Raw genomic sequence first — 18,961 nt, 5'->3', positions numbered from 1 at the left:
TTCTACCTCAGCTTCAGGGTGGCAAGGCCGATCAGCACGAGAATCACGGTGATGATCCAGAAACGGACGATCACGCGCGGCTCGGGCCAGCCCTTGAGTTCAAAGTGGTGGTGAATCGGCGCCATGCGGAACACACGGCGACCGGTCAGCTTAAAGGACGCAACCTGAATGACGACTGACAGGGTTTCCATCACGAACACGCCGCCCATGATGAACAGGACGATTTCCTGACGGACGATCACCGCGATGGTGCCCAGGGCCGCGCCCAGCGCCAGTGCGCCGACGTCGCCCATGAAGACTTGCGCCGGGTAGGTGTTGAACCACAGGAAGCCCAGGCCGGCACCGATCAGTGCGCCGCAGAACACGATCAGTTCGCCTGCGCCCGGTACGTAAGGGATCAGCAGGTATTCAGCGAATTTCACGTTACCCGAGAGGTAGCAGAAAATGCCCAGGCCACCGCCGACCATCACGGTCGGCATGATTGCCAGACCGTCGAGGCCGTCAGTGAGGTTGACCGCGTTGCTCGAGCCAACGATCACGAAGTAAGTCAGCACGATGAAGCCGGCGCCCAGCGGAATGCTGTAGTCCTTGAGCATCGGCAGGATCAGGGTGGTTTCCACCGGAGTGCTGGCAGTCATATAAAGGAAGATCGCCGCACCGAGGCCGAACACCGACTGCCAGAAATATTTCCAGCGACTCGGCAGACCACGGGAGTTCTTCTCGATCACTTTGCGGTAGTCGTCGACCCAGCCGATGGCGCCGAACAGCAAGGTCACCAGCAACACGACCCACACATAACGGTTGCTCAGGTCAGCCCACAGCAGGGTGCTGACACCGATCGAAGACAGGATCAGCGCGCCGCCCATGGTCGGCGTACCGGATTTGGACAGGTGCGATTGCGGGCCGTCGTTACGAACCGATTGGCCGATCTGACGGTTCTGCAGGGTGCGGATCATCCACGGGCCGTAGCACAGCGACAAGACCAGCGCGGTCAGCACACCGAGGATCCCGCGCAGGGTCAGGTACTGGAAGACCGCGAAGCCTTTGTAGAACTGTTGCAGATACTCCGCTAGCAGCAGCAGCATTAATGTTTCTCCAGACTGGACCCGCACAGGGCCGCAACGATGTTTTCCATCGCTGCGCTGCGCGAACCCTTGATCAAAATGGTGGTGTTTTTGTCCTGCTCGGCGTCGAGGGCCTGGATCAGTTCGGCTTGGGTGCCGAAGTGATGCGCCTCGTTACCGAATGCGTTCACGGCGTGGACCATGTTCGGCCCGACGGCGTATAGCGCGGAAACCTTGCCTCGGGCGTATTCGCCCACGTCGCGGTGCCCCTGCTCCGCCCAGTCGCCCAACTCGCCGATATCCCCGAGCACCAGGACGGTGCGGCCGGAAAAGCCGGCGAGTATATCAACGGCCGCGCACATCGAGGTGGGGTTCGCGTTGTAAGTGTCATCGATCACGCGCATGCCGTTTTTAGCCAGCTGCGCGACGGTGCGACCCTTGACCGGTTGTACCGCGCCAAGCCCGGTGGCGATGCCGAACAGCGACACGCCCAGTGCGTGAGCGGCAGCGGCGGCAGCCATGGCGTTGGCGACGTTGTGGGTGCCGAGCAGGTTCAGTTGAACCCGCTCCACACCTTCAGGACTGTGCAGGTTGAACGCCGGGCAGCCGCGGGCATCGGTAGCCAGGTCGCTGGCGTAAAAATCCGCCTGAGTGTTGCTCAGGGCAAACGTCAGCACCTTGCGGGCGCCGGCGCGGGTCTTCCAGATACCAAACGCCTTGTCATCGAGGTTCAGCACGGCGACGCCGTCGGCCGCCAGCCCTTCGATGATTTCGCCTTTGGCTTCAACGATTTTCTCCGGCCCGCCGAACTCACCGACATGGGCGGTCCCGGCGTTGTTGAGGATCGCCACGTGCGGCTTGGTCAGCCCTACGGTGTAAGCGATTTCACCCAGGCGCGAGGCGCCCAGTTCGATCACTGCCGCGCTGTGTTCCGGGGCGAGTTCGAGCAGGGTCAGCGGTACACCGAGGTCGTTGTTCAGGTTGCCACGGGTCGCGTGCACCGAGCCGCGCGTGCGCAGGATGCTCGCGAGCATTTCCTTGACCGTGGTCTTGCCGCTGGAACCGGTAACGGCCGCGACCGGTTTGGTGAACGCGGCACGGTTCAGCGCACCCAACTGGCCGAGGGCCTGGCGGGTGTCCTTGACCAGCAATTGCGGCAGCGTGCTGTCGGCGACTTCGCGCTCGACCAATGCCGCAACGGCGCCTTTGGCGGCGACTTCATTCAGATAGTCATGACCGTCGAAACGCGGGCCGGTCAGGGCGATAAACAGTTGGCCAGCCTTGATCGCGCGGCTGTCGATGCTCACACCGTCAAAAGTGGCGTCGGCGCTGACCAGACGGGCGTCAAGCGCGTTGGTCAGTTCACTGAGTTTCAGGGCCTTAAGCATGGGCCACCTCCCACGCGGTCAGGGCGTGATCAGCCTCGACCAGATCGGAAAACGCATGGCGCTCGCCGTTGATTTCCTGATAGTCCTCGTGACCTTTGCCGGCCAGGACAATCACGTCGTCGGCCGAAGCGCCGGCAATCAGTTGCGCGATGGCCTGGCCACGGCCAGCCACGAACGTCACGTTATCCACAGCCGTGAAGCCGGCGCGGATGTCATCGAAAATCACCGCCGGGTCTTCGGTGCGCGGATTGTCGTCGGTCACCAGCACGCGGTCGGCCAGACGCTCGACCACTTCGGCCATCAGCGGACGTTTGCCGCGATCGCGATCACCGCCGCAGCCGAACAGGCACAGCAATTGGCCTTTGACGTGCGGGCGCAACGCGGTCAGCACTTTTTCCAGCGCGTCCGGGGTGTGGGCGTAATCGACCACCACCAGCGGCTGGGTGCCACCGCCGAGACGCTGCATGCGTCCGGCCGGGCCTTCGAGCTTCGGCAACACCTTGAGAATTTCGTCGAGGGCGTAGTCGAGACCGAGCAAGGCGCCGACGGCGGCCAGTACGTTGCTCAGGTTGAAACGACCGAGCAGCGTACTGCGCAGATGGTGCTCGCCCTGCGGCGTCACCAGCGTGGCGCGCACGCCATGGTCGTCGAACTGCGCTTCACGCACATAGAGGTAGGCGCTGCTGTCGAGGAGGCTGTAAGTGATCAGCCGCGACTCGCGCTTTTCAACGGCCAGTTGCCGGCCGAAATCGTCGTCGAGGTTGACCACGCGGCACTTCAGGTCACTCCAGGCGAACAGCCGGGCCTTGGCCTCGGCGTACGCTTCCATGGTGCCGTGGTAATCCAGGTGATCGCGGGACAGGTTGGTCATCACCGCCACGTCGAACGCCAGCGCGGTGACCCGGCCCTGATCCAGACCGTGGGACGAGACTTCCATGGCCACGGCTTTGGCACCGGCCTTTTTCAGGTCGCCCAGGGTCGCTTGCATGGCGATCGGATTCGGCGTGGTGTGCAGGCCGCTTTGCAGCGCGCCATGGAAACCGGAGCCCAAGGTGCCGACGATGCCGCAATGCTGGCCGAGCAGGTCCAGCGCCTGCGCCACCAGTTGGGTTACGCTGGTCTTGCCGTTAGTCCCGGTCACGCCGATCAGGTTCAGGTGATGACTCGGCTCACCGTAAAAACGCCCGGCGATGTCCGACAGCTGCGCTGCCAGGCCCTTGACCGGAATCAGCGGCACTTCGGTGATCGGCAGCACGGTGGCGCCTTCCACTTCATAAGCCACGGCAGCAGCACCGCGCTGCAAGGCGTCGGCGATGTGCGCACGCCCGTCGAACTTGCCGCCCGGCACGGCGAGGAACAGGTCACCCGCGCGAACGTTACGGCTGTCGAGCGCCAGTTCACGGATCAACAGATCGTGGCCGGCGTGGGGGAAAATCTTGTTCAGACTCAGAGACATCAGCCGCGCCCTCCATTGGCTTTCAGCGGAACGGCCGGGGTGGCGTTGGCCTGTTGTGTGGTCGGCAGGTTGTCCGGGGTGACGTTCATCAGGCGCAGGGTGCCCGACATCACACGGCTGAACACCGGCGCCGAAACCAGACCACCGAAGTAACCGGCCTTGGTCGGCTCATCGATCACCACGACGATTGCATAACGTGGATCGCTCATCGGGCCGAAACCGGCGAACAGCGAGCGGTAAGAGTTTTCGGCGTAGCCCTTGGTGCCGACCGACGTTTTACGCGCGGTACCGGACTTGCCACCCACGTGATACGCCGGCACCTGCGCACGGAACACGCCGCGCGGAGCTTCGATCACTTGTTGCAGCATGCCTTGCATGGTTTTCGCGACGGCTTCCGGCAGCACCTGGGTGGTCTGCGGTGCCTTGTCGGTTTTGATCAGGGTCAGCGGTGCGAGACGACCGTTGTTGGCCAGCGCCGAGAATGCATGCACCAGCTGAATTGCCGTCACCGAAATACCGTAGCCGTACGACAGCGTTGCGGTCTCGGCCTTGCGCCACTCGCGGTAGTTCGGCAGGTTGCCGACACGTTCGCCCGGGAAGCCGAGGCCGGTGTCCTGGCCGAGGCCGACTTTCTGTGCGAGGCGGAAAATGGTTTCGCCGCCGATATCGAACGCGACCTTGCTCATGCCGACGTTACTGGAATTGATCAGAATGCCGGTCAGGTCGAGCACCGGACCTTCGGTCTTCGATACGTCCTTGATGGTGTACTTGCCGATCTGCAGGGAGCCCGGATACACCTCGACGGTGTCGCTCGGTTTCCAGCGGCCGGTTTCGATCGCGGCGCTCATCGAGATCGCTTTCATGGTCGAACCGGGTTCGAACACGTCGATCATCGCGCGATTACGCATCATCGCCGGCTGCAGGTTGCGACGGTTGTTCGGGTTGTAGGTCGGCTGGTTGACCATGGCGAGGATTTCGCCGGTCTTCACGTCCATGATCACCAGACTGCCGGCCTTGGCGCCGTTCTCGATGATCGCGTTGCGCAGCTCGCGGTTGGCCAGGTATTGCAGACGCAGGTCAATCGACAACGCCAAGGGCTTGCCGGCCTTGGCGTTTTTGGTGACCTGGACATCCTTGATCAGCCGTCCGCGCCGATCCTTGATGACTTGCCGCTTGCCGGGCACGCCGGCCAGCCATTCATCGTAGGCCAGTTCGACGCCTTCACGACCGTGGTCATCGATGTCGGTGAACCCGACCATGTGCGCCGTCACTTCACCGGCCGGATAGAACCGGCGGAATTCTTCGATGCCGTAGACGCCCGGCACTTTCAGGTCGAGCACGGCCTGGCCCTGCTCAGGGGTCAACCCGCGCACCAGATAAATGAATTCTTTGTTGGCCTGGGCCTCGAGACGTTCGGCCAGGGCTTTCGGATCCTGCCCCAGCGCGGCAGCGAGCGCAGGCCACTTCTCTTTGGCGGTCTGCATTTCCTTGGCGTTCGCCCACAGCGTGGTTACCGGGGTACTCACGGCCAGAGGCTCACCGTTACGGTCGGTAATCAGACCACGGTGAGCCGGAATCGGAATGTGCCGAAGACTGCGCGCATCGCCCTGACCTTTGAGGAAGTCACGGTCAACCACTTGCAGGTCGATGATGCGCCAGCAGATCGCCGCGACCATCACGCCGAGCAGTGCCACCATCAAACGGAAGCGCCACGGGAAGAGAGCCCCCTCGAGTTTCATCATGGCGCCACCATCTTCACGTCAGCTGCGCCTGGGATGTGCATCTTCAGTTGTTCGGTGGCCAGCACTTCGATCCGGCTGTGGGCGGTCCAGGTGCTTTGCTCCAGAATCAGGCGCCCCCACTCGGCCTGCGCCTTGTCGCGCACGCTCAGTTCGTTGTAAAGGGTGTTGAGCAACTGCCGGTTCCAGTGGGCGCTGTAAGACACGCCGATGGCCGACACGAGCACGCCGATGAACAGCAGCAGCATGAAAAAGCTGCCGCCGGGCAGTGGCTTGGCGAAAAGCTTGCTCACCGCAGCTTCTCCGCGACGCGCATGACGGCGCTACGGGAACGGGGGTTGGCTTTGAGTTCGGCGTCGGAGGCCGTCTGCGCTTTGCCATGGACTTTGATTTTCGGTTCGAACGCAACGTGGCGAACCGGCAGGTTGCGCGGCAGGTTGTCGGCTTCGCCTTTCACCAGCTTGCGCATGAACAGTTTGACGATACGGTCTTCCAGCGAGTGGAAGCTGATCACGACCAGACGACCGCCCACTTCCAGGCATTCGAGCGCGGCTTCAAGACCCGCTTCCAGATCGCCCAGTTCGTTGTTGACGTGAATGCGCAGGCCCTGGAAAGCGCGGGTTGCCGGGTTCTTGCCCTTTTCCCACGCAGGGTTGGCGACTTTCAGGACTTCGGCCAGATCGGCGGTGCGTTCGAACGGCGTGATGTCACGACGCTCGGCCACGGCACGGGCCATGCGGCCGGAGAAACGTTCTTCGCCGTATTCCTTGAAAACACGGGCGATTTCTTCCACTGGCGCGGTATTGACGAACTCGGCTGCGCTGATGCCACGGGACGGATCCATGCGCATGTCCAGCGGGCCATCGTTGAGGAAGCTGAAGCCACGCTCGGCATCATCGAGCTGCGGCGAAGACACGCCCAGATCCAGCAGAATGCCGCTGACCTTGCCGGCCAGACCCTGTTCGGCAACGACCGACCCAAGCTCGGCAAAGCTGCGCTGCACAACGACAAAGCGGCCGTCTTCGGCCGCCAGCGTTTGCCCGGTGGCAATCGCTTGAGGATCCTTGTCGAATCCGATGAGCCGACCATCCGGCCCGAGCTTGCTCAGGATCAACCGGCTGTGCCCGCCGCGCCCGAACGTGCCGTCCAGATAGCAGCCATCAGGACGTACGGCGAGAGCCTCGACGGCTTCGTCAAGCAGTACGGTGATGTGGTTAAAGCCGCTATCAATAGTCACAGGATCAGATCACGCAGTTCGTCAGGCATGGCGCCCGGTTGTTGTATGGCAGCCAGGTCAGCGGCAGAAACCGCATTCCAGGCATCTTCGTCCCACAGTTGGAACTTGTTCAGTTGGCCCACCAGCATCGCGCGCTTGTCGAGCTTCGCGTATTCGCGCAGGCGCGGCGGCACCAGGAAACGACCACTGCCGTCGAGCTCGAGGTCAACGGCATTACCAATCAATAAACGTTGCAGACGACGGTTCTCTTCGCGAAGCGAAGGGAGCGCGCGCAACTTGGTTTCAATAATTTCCCACTCATCGAGCGGGTAGACACACAAACATGGATCAACGGCATCAATGGTCACGATCAACTGGCCGGAACTGCGCGAATCGAGCTCGTCACGGTACCGGCTCGGCATGGCGAGACGGCCCTTTGCGTCGAGACTGATAGCGTTAGCTCCGCGAAACACGTCTGCGTTTCTCCAATTTTTATCGTTTTGAGCTCAAAAAACCCACTTCATGCCACTTTCCGCCACTTGCGCACACTATAGGAATGCGCCCACCACACCGTCAAGGCGCGGATTAAAGGAAAACCCTTACAGAACGGAGATTTAGGAGCATAAAAGGAGGAGCAACGAGAATCTGGCGGATGCTTTTATCCAATAACTTGAAGCAGCACTGAAAGCTGCGCTCGAAAGTTAAAGTAATTTGTTAAGAGTAAGATTTTTTCGGTATTACAAAAGCGCTTCTGCTGTTGATTGAAGCACGGTGGGAAATGGCTATTACTGCGTTTGCCGCTGCCGGTTTCAGCGCAGGCCTGCTGATAATAAACAGCCCTGTCGCCTTTAATTCAAGCAGGGAAGAGAAAAAGGTGGAGAGTCGATCTGTAAGCCGGGTTCTGTCTTGAACAGTCATTCGTCTACGATGGCCATCACTGGACATCTTTAGCAACCTACCCGGTCCCAGCGCGGGCCACGCCTTGGGACCCTATTTGGTCTTGCTCCAAGTGGGGTTTACCTAGCCACGAACTGTTGCCAGACGTGCGGTGCGCTCTTACCGCACCTTTTCACCCTTACCGGCGCCGAAGCGCTTAGGCGGTTATTTTCTGTGGCACTTTCCGTAGGCTCACGCCTCCCAGGCATTACCTGGCACTTCGCCCTATGGAGCCCGGACTTTCCTCCCCCCCCTAATTTTCATAGAGGGCAGCGACTGTCCGATCGACTCTCCGCCGCGCAGGTTAACGGCAGAGCGGCCGAAGAACAAGCGCTAATAGCCCGCAAACCGGTCTGCGCGACGGGTTACGCGTCTTTTTGCCGGTCCAGCGCCACCTGATACAGCACGTTTTTGCGCTCACCGGTGATTTGCGCCGCCAGAGCCGCCGCACGCTTGAGCGGCATCTCTTCCAGCAACAGGTTGAGGATGCGCATCGCCTCGCTGCTGACGGCATCTTCAGACTCCGGCGCGGTCCAGCCCGCCACCACCACGACGCATTCGCCACGCTGCTGATTGCTGTCGGCCTCGACGAATGCCCGCAACTCGCTCAGCGGCAAGCCCTTGAGCGTTTCAAAGGTCTTGGTGATTTCACGAGCGAGCAATGCCGGACGATCAGCGCCGAACACCGCTTCCATATCCCGCAGACATTCCAGAATGCGATGCGGCGCCTCGTAGAAAATCAGCGTGCGCGGCTCTTCTTTAATGGCTTCCAGGCGTGCTTTGCGCCCCACAGCCTTGGCCGGCAGAAAACCTTCGAAGATAAAGCGGTCGGATGGCAGACCGGCAGCCGACAACGCCGCGATCAACGCGCACGCACCTGGCACCGGCACCACATTGATCCCGGCCGCACGCGCCTGACGCACCAGGTGATAACCGGGATCGGAGATCAGCGGCGTACCGGCATCAGAAATCAGTGCGACGTTGTCGCCCGCCAACAGACGGGTAATGAAGCGACTGCCCTCATCCCGCTCGTTGTGTTCATGACAGGCTGCCAGCGGCGTGGAGATGCCAAAGTGCTGCATCAGGCGCTGGGAATGGCGCGTATCTTCGGCGGCGATCAGCGCCACCTCGCGCAGGATCTTCAACGCCCGGGCGCTGATGTCATCCAGGTTGCCGATGGGCGTCGCCACCACATAAAGCGAGCCCGCAGCGGAATTCAAAGGACCTGGAGCAGTCAAAGCGCACACCTCATGATCGGTAAAAGCCGCCATTGTAGCGCGTCGTGCGCCGGTCGACGCGTCCGGGTCGGACACGGTTTGTCGCACCATTGTGAGGCTGCGCACTCTTTGTATCAGCTAAATTGACGGTTTCACGCCAGTAACATCGCGCCCCGGCCAGTGCTTGGGTACAATTCGACGCTAATTTGATCGAGTATCAGGAACACTTACATGATCGCTTGCCTGCGGCTGTTCACTGCCCTCTGCCTCGCTGCCTTGCTGGCGGCTTGCGCCAGCTCCCCTTCCTCCAGCCTTGGCGAACTTCCACGGACCCCGGATGCCACCATCGAGCAACTGCTCGAACAGGCTGCCCAGGCCAAATCGCCGGACAAGGCTGCTCTGCTGCGCCTGAGTGCGGCAGACATGGCATACCGCCAGGGCAATGCCGGACAGTCCGCGCAAATCCTGCAGCAAGTGCCGATGGAGCAACTCCAGCCGGGCCAGCAGGCATTTGCCAGCACGCTGTCTGCTGAGCTGGCCATGACTCGCAACCAGCCGAAAGCCGCGCTGACTGCCTTGAGCCATCCAAGCCTGCAACGCCTGAGCGAAATGTCGGTACCGCTGCAAGTTCGCGCCGGCACCGTTCACGCCCGCGCCCTTGAAGCCGACGGTCAGACCCTGGCCGCCGCCCGCGAGCGCATCTTCATCGCGCCGATGCTGGAAGGCGAAGCTGCCAGCAAGAACCACGAAGCGATCTGGACCCTGATTGCGTCACTGCCGGCCGATCAACTGCAAGCGAACACCACCGATGACCTCGGCGGCTGGATGAGCCTGGCCCTGGCAGTGAAAACCGCCGGCACTCTGGAACAGCAGCAAGCCGCCATCGACAACTGGCGCAACCAGCATCCAAAGCATCCAGCCGCAATCAACCTGCCGCTGCCACTGACCAAACTCAAGGAACTGGCCAGCCAGCCCCTGAGCAAGATCGCCCTGCTCCTGCCGCAGGACGGCCAACTGGCCTCGGTCGGCAAGGCCCTGCGTGACGGCTTCATGGCCGCGCACTATCAGGCTCAGCAAGCCGGTCAGAAACCGCCGGCCATCGAGTTCTATGACAGCTCGAAACTGACCAACCTCGACGAGTTCTACCGCAAGGCCCAGGCCGATGGCGTGCAACTGGTCGTCGGCCCGTTGGAGAAACCGCTGGTCAAACAGTTGAGCACTCGCCCGCAACTGCCGATCACCACCCTCGCCCTGAACTACAGCGAAGGCGATCAAGGTCCGGCGCAGCTGTTCCAGTTCGGTCTGGCCGCTGAAGACGAAGCCCGCGAAGTCTCACGCCGCGCCCGTGCCGACGGTCTGCATCGCGCCGCCATCATGGTGCCGAAAGGCGAATGGGGCGACCGCGTCCTGCGTGCTTTCAGCCAGGACTGGCAAGCCAACGGCGGCAGCATTGTCGCCACCGAACGCGTCGACCAGCCGGTACAACTGGCCCAGCAGATCGCCGACATGTTCCAGCTGCGTCAGAGCGAAGCTCGCGCCAAGAGCCTGCAGAATGCTGCCGGCACCAACGTTGCCGCCCAGCCTTCGCGTCGCCAGGACATCGAATTCATCTTCCTCGCCGCCACTCCTCAGCAGGCGCAGCAGATCAAGCCGACCCTGAACTTTCAGTACGCCGGTGACGTGCCGGTCTATGCGACCTCCCACGTGTTCAGCGCCAGCGGTGACGTGAACCAGTACAACGACATGAACGGCGTGCGCTTCTGCGAAACCCCGTGGCTGCTGGAAACCAGCGATCCGCTGCGCCAGCAGGTCACCGCGCAATGGCCACAAGCCGCCGGCAGCCTCGGTCGCCTGTATGCTATGGGCGTCGATGCCTATCGTCTGGCGCCACGTCTGGATCAACTGAAAGCATTGCCGGACAGCCGCATCGAAGGCCAGTCGGGCAGCCTGGGAATGACCCAGTCCCAACGCGTCGTCCGTCAGTTGCCATGGGCACAGTTCGTCAGCGGTCAGATCCAGCGCCTGCCGGACACTCCACGCTGATGCCCGACAGGTCACACCTGCAAAGCGGCAAGGATGCCGAGCGTCAGGCGCTCGAGCATCTGCAACACCAGGGTCTGCGCCTGCTGGCGCAGAACTGGTTATGTAAACGCGGCGAGCTTGATCTGGTCATGCTTGATGGCGATACAGTAGTATTCGTCGAAGTCCGTTACCGAAAGAACACTCAATGGGGTGGCGCACTCGACAGCATCGATGGGCGCAAACGGCAGAAACTGATTTTCGCCGCACAGTATTTTCTTCAGCGCGAGTCGCGTTGGGCCAATTCCCCCTGCCGCTTCGACGTGGTGGCCATCGACAGCCACCAGGGTCAGCTGAACTGGTTGCAGAATGCGTTCGACAGTTGACCGCCTGCTCCGACCCGGACACTTTCACTCAACACTTTTGCTCTTTGCTTTGCGGGCTGCACATTCACGTGCCGGACAGCCGCGCTAATTAAGGTCACACAGATGGACATGCAATCCCGAATTCGCCAGCTTTTCCAGGCCAGCATCGACACCAAGCAACAGGCGATGGACGTACTTGCACCGCACATCGAGCAAGCCAGCCAGGTGATGGTCAACGCGCTGCTCAATGAGGGGAAAATGCTCTCGTGCGGCAACGGCGGCTCGGCCGGCGATGCCCAGCACTTCTCCTCGGAACTGCTCAACCGTTTCGAGCGTGAGCGCCCTAGCCTGCCGGCGATCGCGCTGACTACCGACAGCTCGACCATCACCTCGATCGCCAACGACTACAGCTACAACGAAGTGTTCTCCAAGCAGATCCGTGCACTCGGCCAGCCGGGTGACGTATTGCTGGCGATTTCGACCAGCGGCAACTCGGCGAACATTATTCAGGCGATCCAGGCCGCACATGATCGCGAAATGATTGTCGTAGCATTGACCGGACGCGATGGCGGAGGCATGGCTTCACTGCTGCTGCCCGAAGACGTCGAGATTCGCGTACCGGCCAACGTCACCGCACGTATTCAGGAAGTCCACTTGCTGGCGATCCATTGCCTTTGCGATCTGATCGACAGCCAACTGTTCGGGAGTGAAGAATGACCCCTAATCGCCTTGGCCTTCTGGCCTTGACCCTGTGCCTCGGCATCAGCGGCTGCACCTCGGTGGTGAATGCCAGCCGTGAAGCGCCGATCGAAGACGACCGCGGCACCCGCACTTTCGGCAGCAAGATCGATGACTCGCTGATCGAAACCAAAGTCGGCGTCAACGTAGCCAAGGCCGATCCGGCCCTGGACAACGACTCGCACATCGTCGTCACCAGCTTCAACGGCGTCGTTTTGCTGGCTGGCCAGACCCCGCGCGCAGACCTCAAGGAAAAGGCCGAACAGGCTGCCGCCAACGTTCAGCGCGTGAAAAAGGTCCATAACGAACTGCAAGTGTTGCAGCCCTCCTCCCTGCTGGCCCGCCAGAACGATGCCTGGCTGACCACCAAGATCAAGACCCAGATGCTCACCGACGCCAGCATTCCCGGCTCGCGGATCAAGGTCGTGACCGAGAACGGCATCGTCTATCTGCTGGGCCTGCTGACCAAACAGGAAGCCGCCCAGGCGACCAATCTGGTGCAGGGCGTTTCCGGTGTGCAGAAGATTGTGAAGCTGTTCGAGTACATCGACTGACCGCAAAACGCAGGCACAAAAAAGGCGATCCAACCGGATCGCCTTTTTTTATTACTTCACCACTTTCAGGCTTGGCCGGCCGCTTGGGCGCGGTGGCTCGCTGTCCGGTGGCGGAACATCGTCATCCTGCTCGATCTCGTCTTCGTCATCCATCGGCGACTCCAGATCGAACACCATGCCTTGACCGTTCTCCCGGGCATAGATCCCCAGGATTGCAGCAATCGGCACGTACAGACTGTGCGGGACGCCACCGAAGCGACCTTCGAAGGTCACAACGTCGTTGTCCATGTGCAAGTGCCGCACGGCACTCGGCGAAATGTTCAGGACAATCTGCCCGTCACTGGCAAAGCCCTGTGGCACCTGCACCGCCGGGTACTCGGAATTGACCAGCATGTGCGGGGTGCAATCGTTATCCACAATCCACTCGTAGAGCGCGCGGACCAGATAAGGTCGACTGGAGTTCATAGCGGCTCCTTAAGCCTTAGCGCATGTCGCGTTCGACACCAGACAGACTCGCCTGGAAAGCCTCACGCGCAAACTGACGCTCCATATAATCAAGCAGCGGCTTGGCCGGCCGCGGCAGTTCTATACCCAGAATCGGCAAACGCCAGAGTATTGGCAATAGGCAGCAATCCACCAGACTTTGTTCCTCACTGAGGAAAAACGGCTTGTCGGCAAACAGCGGCGACACGCCCGTCAGGCTTTCGCGCAATTCCTTGCGCGCCACGGCACGGGCCGCTTCCTTGGTGCGCGAATCCAGAATCAGATCCACCAGACCACACCAGTCACGCTGAATGCGGTGAATCAGCAGACGGCTGTTGGCACGCGCCACCGGGTACACGGGCATCAATGGCGGATGCGGGTAACGCTCATCCAGGTATTCCATCACCACGGTCGACTCCCACAACGCCAGGTCACGATCGACCAGCGTGGGCAGACTGCCGTAAGGGTTCACTTCAATCAGTTTAGGCGGCTGACGACCAGCCTCCACAAAAATGATTTCGGCGCTGACACCCTTCTCTGCAAGCACGATGCGCACTCGGTGGGAATAGTGGTCGGCGGGGTCGGAGTAACAGGCCAACCGATTGGTCACGCCCATGGCGATCCTCCTCGCTTGTTGAAATAGTCGGAGCCGGAAAAACGCGCGCGCCCAGAGGGCGCCTCCCGCAACGGCTGGCGTACCAGGCGTTGCGTTTTCAGAGGCGCCCTTGGGCGCGCGCGATTAACAGCAATTGCTTGAAGCGTATCAGTGCACGTCTTTCCAGTATTCACGCTTGAGCAGATAGGCGAACACAAAGAAGAACGCCAAGTACAGCAAGACATAAGTACCGATGCGCTGATGTTGCAGCTTAACCGGGTTAGCCGAGTAAGCCAGGAAGGTTACCAGATTCTTGACCTTCTCATCGAACTGCTCTTCGTTGAGGGTTCCGGTTTTCGGCAAGATGGTCAGCTGATCGCACGCTTCATGAGTCAGAGGCGTACCGGTCAGCGGGTCATATTGCTTCTTGCCGTCTTCGACGATCTGTACTTGTTTGCAACCCACGACCTGACGACCTTGCAGGCCGACCAGCACGTTAGGCATGCCGACATTCGGGAAGACCTTGTTGTTCACGCCCCATGGACGTGCAGGATCTTCGTAGAACGACTTGAGGTAACCGTAGAGCCAGTCAGTGCCGCGAACACGAGCCACCAGCGTCAGGTCCGGCGGCGCTGCGCCGAACCAGGTCTTGGCGTCGGCCGGCTGCATGCCGATGTTCATGTGATCGCCGATCTTGGCGCCGGTGAACACCAGTTTCTCCAGCATCAGTTCGTGCGGAACGCCGAGGTCATCGGCCACACGCTCGTAACGCTGGAACTTGGCACTGTGGCAACCCATGCAATAGTTGGCGAAGGTACGCGCACCATCCTGCAGGGCAGCCTTGTCGGACACGTCGATGTCGACCTTTTCCAGTTCCGGACCACCGTGTTCGGCCGCGAAAGACAGCACTGGCAGAGCAGCAAAAATCAGAGCAAAAAATAACTTTTTCATCAGCCAGTCACCCTTTCCGGAACCGGTTTGGTCTTCTCGAGCCTGGTGTAGAACGGCATCAGAATGAAGTAGGCGAAGTACAGGAAGGTGCAGACCTGCGACAGCAGCGTACGGCCTGGCGTCGGGGCCAGAACGCCCAGAATGCCGAGGATCACGAACGAAATGCAGAACACCACCAGCCAGATCTTGCTCATCCAGCCTTTGTAGCGCATCGACTTGACCGGGCTGCGGTCGAGCCACGGCAGGACGAACAGCACCGCAATCGCCGCCCCCATGGCGATAACACCCATGAGCTTGTCAGGGACCGCACGCAAGATTGCGTAGAACGGTGTGAAGTACCAGACCGGTGCAATGTGCTCAGGGGTCTTGAACGGGTTGGCTTGCTCGAAGTTAGGCTTTTCGAGGAAGTAACCGCCCATTTCCGGGAAGAAGAACACAATGAAGCAGAAGATGAACAGGAACACCACGACGCCGACGATATCTTTTACGGTGTAGTACGGGTGGAAGGCGATACCGTCCAGCGGGATACCGTTTTCGTCTTTGTGTTTCTTGATGTCCACGCCGTCCGGGTTGTTCGAACCGACTTCGTGCAGCGCCAGGATGTGCAGCACCACCAGACCGAGAATCACGATCGGCAGGGCAACCACGTGCAGGGCGAAGAAGCGGTTCAGGGTGATCCCGGAAATCAGGTAGTCACCGCGGATCCACTGGGTCAGGTCGTTGCCGATGACCGGGATCGCGCCGAACAGCGAAATGATCACCTGGGCACCCCAGTAGGACATCTGGCCCCACGGCAGCAGGTAACCCATGAAGGCTTCGGCCATCAGCGCCAGGTAGATCAGCATCCCGAAGACCCACACCAGCTCGCGCGGTTTCTGGTACGAACCGTAGAGCAGGCCACGGAACATGTGCAGATAGACCACGATGAAGAACGCCGAAGCGCCGGTGGAGTGCAGCAGGCGCAGGATCGAACCGTACTCGACGTCGCGCATGATGTATTCGACGGAGGCGAACGCTTCTTCCGCCGACGGGGTGTAGCTCATCGTCAGCCAGACACCGGTGACGATCTGGTTGACCAGAACGAGCAGCGCCAGCGAGCCGAAGAAGTAGAAGAAGTTGAAGTTTTTTGGAGCGTAATACTTGCTGAGATGGTCTTCCCACATCTTGGTGGCGGGGAAGCGCGCATCAACCCAATCCATGAACTTGCTCATCACGCTTTCTCCGTATCGACGCCAATGACAATCAGGTCATCGGTCTCATAGGAATGCGGGGGTACTGGCAGGTTCAAAGGCGCAGGTTGCGACTTGTAGACGCGGCCAGCCAGATCGTAGTGGGAACCGTGGCAAGGGCAGAAATAGCCGCCTACCCAGTCTTTGCCCAGATCTGCGGGTGCCACTTCGGGACGGAAGGTCGGTGAGCAACCCAGGTGAGTGCAGATCCCGATCAGCAGGAGGATTTCCGGCTTGATCGAACGCACTTCAGGGTCGACATAAGTGGGTTGCGTGGAGTTTTTGGAGGTCGGATCGGAGAGCTGGCCCTCGATCTTCTTGAGATTCCCCAGGATTTCCTCGGTACGGCGGACAATGAACACCGGCTGGCCGCGCCATTCAGCAATCATCTGCTGTCCTGGCTCGATTTTGCTGACATTCACTTTCACCGGTGCTCCGGCAGCCTTTGCCTTGGCACTGGGAAACCATGACCCCACGAACGGGACCGCAGCCCCCACCGCTCCTGCAGCACCCACCACGGATGTGGCTGCTACCAAGAAGCGACGCCGGCCTGCATTCACGCCGTCATTGCTCATTCAGTCCTCTCCCATCAGCTTTGTGGCCTGTTAAATCAGGCGTCTACTAAATTGAAACTATGTACTTATAAAAATTTTGCCGAATGGTAATGAAAACCCCCAATTCTGACAAGGTAATTACCCGGAGGGCTGGCCCTCAAGCCTTGTAGTATAGGGGGTCTACGAATGTGGCAAGTTGTCACAGCGCAATTATTCAAGAAATCGCACGCATAAAAAAACGCCCGGTTCCGTGAGGAATCGGGCGTTCTTTTTGAACGTGGAAGCGAAATTAACGCTTCGAGTACTGCGGACGCTTACGCGCTTTACGCAGACCAACTTTCTTACGTTCAACTTCACGGGCGTCGCGGGTAACGAAGCCAGCTTTGCGCAGAGCGCTACGCAGGGTTTCGTCGTAGTCCATCAGAGCGCGAGTGATGCCGTGGCGGATTGCGCCAGCTTGACCACTTACACCACCACCGATGACGGTGACGTAGATGTCGAACTTCTCGACAGTCTCAGTCAGTTCCAGCGGCTGACGAACTACCATGCGGGCAGTTTCGCGACCGAAGAACGTGTCCAGGGAGCGGTTGTTGATGGAGATGTTACCAGTACCCGGACGCAGGAAAACGCGTGCGGTTGCGGTCTTGCGACGGCCAGTGCCGTAATTTTGAGTCGCCGACATAATGAACTATTCCGTTAAATCTTCAGTTCTTGGGGCTGCTGAGCAGTATGAGGGTGTGCAGCGCCCGCATAGACTTTCAGCTTACGGTACATGTCGCGACCCAGTGGGTTTTTAGGCAGCATGCCTTTAACCGCGGTCTCGATCACGCGCTCAGGGGCCTTGGCGATCAGCTTTTCAAAGTTGATCGACTTGATGCCGCCCGGGAAACCGGAGTGGGAGTAGTACATTTTGTCAGTGGTTTTAGCACCGGTAACACGGATCTGCTCGGCGTTGATTACGACGATGTAGTCGCCGGTGTCAACGTGAGGAGTGTACTCAGGCTTGTGCTTGCCACGCAGACGGCTCGCGATTTCGGTGGCCAGACGACCCAGGGTCTGACCAGCAGCGTCGACGACAAACCAGTCGCGCTTTACTGTTTCCGGTTTAGCAGTAAAAGTTTTCATTCTTTATAGCCTCAGGGGCCGCCTGTAAATAAGACGGCGGATCTTACTGAATAGTGCGTACTTTGACAAGTCAAAGGCAGCCGGATACAGACGCTTTCGGGGGCTCGGGTCGGCGCGTCCGTTCAACGGCAAGATTCTTCGGCGGCGGGGCATCACTTCCACTGCAGAAAGAGGTCGGCAATTATGCAGATTGCGAAAAAAATTTCAACCTGCTTTTATGCTTGTTTTGCCCAAGGAGCACCCGATGGACTATCGCCAGCTAGGCCGTACCGACCTGAACGTGAGTGCAATCTGCCTCGGCACCATGACCTGGGGCGAGCAAAACACTGAAGCTGAAGCCTTCGCCCAGATCGAACGGGCAAAAGAGGCCGGGATCAATTTCCTCGACACTGCCGAAATGTACCCGGTGCCGCCAAAAGCCGACACCTACGCCACCACCGAGCGCTACATCGGCAATTACTTCAAGAGCCGTGGCGACCGCGCCGACTGGATTCTCGCCAGCAAGATCGCCGGCCCCGGCAACACCATCGACTACATCCGCGACAAGAACCTGCGCCACAACCGCCAGCACATCACCGAAGCCGTGGACGCCAGCCTCAAGCGCCTGCAGACCGACTACATCGATCTGTATCAATTGCACTGGCCGGAGCGCAGCACCAACTTTTTCGGACAGCTGGGCTACAAGCACCAGACCGAAGCCAACCTGACGCCGCTCGAAGACACCCTTGAAGCACTCGATGAGCAAGTGAAGGCCGGCAAGATCCGCCACATCGGTCTGTCCAACGAGACCCCGTGGGGCACCATGCGCTTTCTCGCCCTGGCCGAAGCCCGTGGCTGGCCGCGCGCCGTGTCGATTCAGAACCCGTACAACCTGCTCAACCGCAGTTTCGAGATCGGCCTGGCGGAAATCGCCATCCGTGAACAGTGCGGCCTGCTCGCCTATTCGCCGCTGGCGTTCGGTTTCCTGTCGGGCAAGTACGAAGGTGGGGCGCGTCCGCCGAAAGGCCGCCTGAGCCTCTACAGCCGCTTCAGCCGCTATTTCAACCCGCAATCGGAGGCGGCCTGCAGCCGTTACGTGGCGCTTGCCCGTGAACACGGCCTGGATCCGGCACAAATGGCCCTGGCCTTTGTGAATCAGCAACCGTTCGTCACCAGCAACATCATCGGAGCGACAACGCTGGAGCAACTGGACAGCAACATCGCCAGCTACGAGCTGAAACTGTCGAAGGAAGTGCTGGAAGGGATCGAAGCGATTCACAAGGATCATCCGAACCCGGCGCCGTGATCCAGAACGATGATCGTTCCCACGCTCAGCGTGGGAACGCATACCGC

General features: G+C 60.1%; 20 protein-coding genes and 1 other RNA gene. 5 read left to right on the top strand and 16 right to left on the bottom strand.

The window, feature by feature from the left end; genetic code table 11:
- Positions 1 to 2 precede the first annotated feature (2 nt).
- The 9 genes from mraY to rsmI form a co-directional block, all read right to left on the bottom strand.
- The gene (gene mraY, locus AC07XZ_RS22050; RefSeq protein WP_007956769.1) at positions 3 to 1,085 is read right to left on the bottom strand and encodes a phospho-N-acetylmuramoyl-pentapeptide-transferase; all 1,083 of its coding nucleotides are present in this window, start codon (positions 1,083 to 1,085) and stop codon (positions 3 to 5) included.
- On the bottom strand, positions 1,085 to 2,452 hold the full coding sequence (locus tag AC07XZ_RS22045) for a UDP-N-acetylmuramoyl-tripeptide--D-alanyl-D-alanine ligase (protein ID WP_102687551.1): 1,368 nt from the start codon (positions 2,450 to 2,452) through the stop codon (positions 1,085 to 1,087). Before AC07XZ_RS22045 ends, mraY begins: the two co-directional genes overlap by 1 nt.
- A complete protein-coding gene (locus tag AC07XZ_RS22040) occupies positions 2,445 to 3,908 on the bottom strand; it encodes a UDP-N-acetylmuramoyl-L-alanyl-D-glutamate--2,6-diaminopimelate ligase (RefSeq protein ID WP_102687550.1) in 1,464 nt (487 codons plus the stop codon). The genes AC07XZ_RS22045 and AC07XZ_RS22040 overlap by 8 nt, the downstream gene beginning before the upstream one ends.
- Entirely contained in the window at positions 3,908 to 5,647 is a 1,740-nt protein-coding gene (locus AC07XZ_RS22035; protein WP_170929382.1) for a peptidoglycan D,D-transpeptidase FtsI family protein, read from the bottom strand. The genes AC07XZ_RS22040 and AC07XZ_RS22035 overlap by 1 nt, the downstream gene beginning before the upstream one ends.
- Positions 5,647 to 5,940 carry a cell division protein FtsL gene (gene ftsL / locus AC07XZ_RS22030; RefSeq protein ID WP_007956777.1) on the bottom strand — a complete coding sequence of 98 codons (294 nt, stop codon included), beginning with the start codon at positions 5,938 to 5,940 and terminating at the stop codon, positions 5,647 to 5,649. Before ftsL ends, AC07XZ_RS22035 begins: the two co-directional genes overlap by 1 nt.
- A complete protein-coding gene (gene rsmH / locus AC07XZ_RS22025) occupies positions 5,937 to 6,884 on the bottom strand; it encodes a 16S rRNA (cytosine(1402)-N(4))-methyltransferase RsmH (protein ID WP_039766256.1) in 948 nt (315 codons plus the stop codon). The genes ftsL and rsmH overlap by 4 nt, the downstream gene beginning before the upstream one ends.
- A complete protein-coding gene (mraZ, locus tag AC07XZ_RS22020; RefSeq protein WP_007917012.1) occupies positions 6,881 to 7,336 on the bottom strand; it encodes a division/cell wall cluster transcriptional repressor MraZ in 456 nt (151 codons plus the stop codon). Before mraZ ends, rsmH begins: the two co-directional genes overlap by 4 nt.
- 401 nt (positions 7,337 to 7,737) lie before the next feature.
- Positions 7,738 to 8,091, bottom strand: an RNA gene (rnpB, locus tag AC07XZ_RS22015) — RNase P RNA component class A.
- Positions 8,092 to 8,164: 73 nt separating this feature from the next.
- Positions 8,165 to 9,070, bottom strand: a complete 906-nt coding sequence (rsmI, locus tag AC07XZ_RS22010) for a 16S rRNA (cytidine(1402)-2'-O)-methyltransferase (RefSeq protein ID WP_085745355.1) — start codon at positions 9,068 to 9,070, stop codon at positions 8,165 to 8,167.
- Between the two features lie 177 nt (positions 9,071 to 9,247).
- On the opposite strand from rsmI, the gene AC07XZ_RS22005 reads away from it, so the two are divergent.
- The 4 genes from AC07XZ_RS22005 (at position 9,248) to AC07XZ_RS21990 (ending at position 12,692) form a co-directional block, all read left to right on the top strand.
- Positions 9,248 to 11,059: a penicillin-binding protein activator gene (locus AC07XZ_RS22005; protein WP_064599306.1), complete on the top strand. Its 1,812-nt coding sequence runs from the start codon at positions 9,248 to 9,250 to the stop codon at positions 11,057 to 11,059.
- Positions 11,059 to 11,421, top strand: a complete 363-nt coding sequence (locus tag AC07XZ_RS22000; protein ID WP_007956783.1) for a YraN family protein — start codon at positions 11,059 to 11,061, stop codon at positions 11,419 to 11,421. Before AC07XZ_RS22005 ends, AC07XZ_RS22000 begins: the two co-directional genes overlap by 1 nt.
- Before the next feature lie 102 nt (positions 11,422 to 11,523).
- A complete protein-coding gene (locus AC07XZ_RS21995; RefSeq protein WP_007928463.1) occupies positions 11,524 to 12,117 on the top strand; it encodes a phosphoheptose isomerase in 594 nt (197 codons plus the stop codon).
- The gene (locus AC07XZ_RS21990) at positions 12,114 to 12,692 is read left to right on the top strand and encodes a BON domain-containing protein (protein WP_011335871.1); all 579 of its coding nucleotides are present in this window, start codon (positions 12,114 to 12,116) and stop codon (positions 12,690 to 12,692) included. Before AC07XZ_RS21995 ends, AC07XZ_RS21990 begins: the two co-directional genes overlap by 4 nt.
- 51 nt (positions 12,693 to 12,743) lie before the next feature.
- On the opposite strand, the gene AC07XZ_RS21985 is transcribed toward AC07XZ_RS21990, so the two are convergent.
- The 7 genes from AC07XZ_RS21985 to rplM all read right to left on the bottom strand — a co-directional run bounded on the left by AC07XZ_RS21985 (position 12,744) and on the right by rplM (position 17,629).
- Positions 12,744 to 13,157, bottom strand: a complete 414-nt coding sequence (locus tag AC07XZ_RS21985; protein WP_007956787.1) for a ClpXP protease specificity-enhancing factor — start codon at positions 13,155 to 13,157, stop codon at positions 12,744 to 12,746.
- Between the two features lie 16 nt (positions 13,158 to 13,173).
- A complete protein-coding gene (locus AC07XZ_RS21980; protein WP_011335872.1) occupies positions 13,174 to 13,791 on the bottom strand; it encodes a glutathione S-transferase N-terminal domain-containing protein in 618 nt (205 codons plus the stop codon).
- 147 nt (positions 13,792 to 13,938) lie between these two features.
- On the bottom strand, positions 13,939 to 14,721 hold the full coding sequence (locus tag AC07XZ_RS21975) for a cytochrome c1 (protein ID WP_102687549.1): 783 nt from the start codon (positions 14,719 to 14,721) through the stop codon (positions 13,939 to 13,941).
- Positions 14,721 to 15,932 (bottom strand): cytochrome b, encoded by a 1,212-nt coding sequence (locus tag AC07XZ_RS21970; protein WP_007956792.1) that lies wholly within the window; start codon positions 15,930 to 15,932, stop codon positions 14,721 to 14,723. Before AC07XZ_RS21970 ends, AC07XZ_RS21975 begins: the two co-directional genes overlap by 1 nt.
- Positions 15,932 to 16,525 (bottom strand): ubiquinol-cytochrome c reductase iron-sulfur subunit, encoded by a 594-nt coding sequence (petA, locus tag AC07XZ_RS21965; RefSeq protein ID WP_007917031.1) that lies wholly within the window; start codon positions 16,523 to 16,525, stop codon positions 15,932 to 15,934. Before petA ends, AC07XZ_RS21970 begins: the two co-directional genes overlap by 1 nt.
- A gap of 268 nt (positions 16,526 to 16,793) precedes the next feature.
- A complete protein-coding gene (gene rpsI / locus AC07XZ_RS21960) occupies positions 16,794 to 17,186 on the bottom strand; it encodes a 30S ribosomal protein S9 (RefSeq protein WP_007956794.1) in 393 nt (130 codons plus the stop codon).
- A gap of 14 nt (positions 17,187 to 17,200) precedes the next feature.
- Positions 17,201 to 17,629: a 50S ribosomal protein L13 gene (gene rplM / locus AC07XZ_RS21955; protein ID WP_003228062.1), complete on the bottom strand. Its 429-nt coding sequence runs from the start codon at positions 17,627 to 17,629 to the stop codon at positions 17,201 to 17,203.
- A 244-nt stretch (positions 17,630 to 17,873) separates the two neighbouring features.
- Here rplM and AC07XZ_RS21950 point away from each other — a divergent pair, with 244 nt between their 5' ends.
- Positions 17,874 to 18,914: an NADP(H)-dependent aldo-keto reductase gene (locus tag AC07XZ_RS21950; protein ID WP_085655282.1), complete on the top strand. Its 1,041-nt coding sequence runs from the start codon at positions 17,874 to 17,876 to the stop codon at positions 18,912 to 18,914.
- Positions 18,915 to 18,961 lie beyond the last annotated feature (47 nt).

This window comes from Pseudomonas sp. GW458-11-26-14-LB4 (assembly GCF_059423925.1).
The sequence above is the reverse complement of the archived record's forward strand: the minus strand, read 5'-3'. Positions and strand labels throughout refer to the sequence as shown.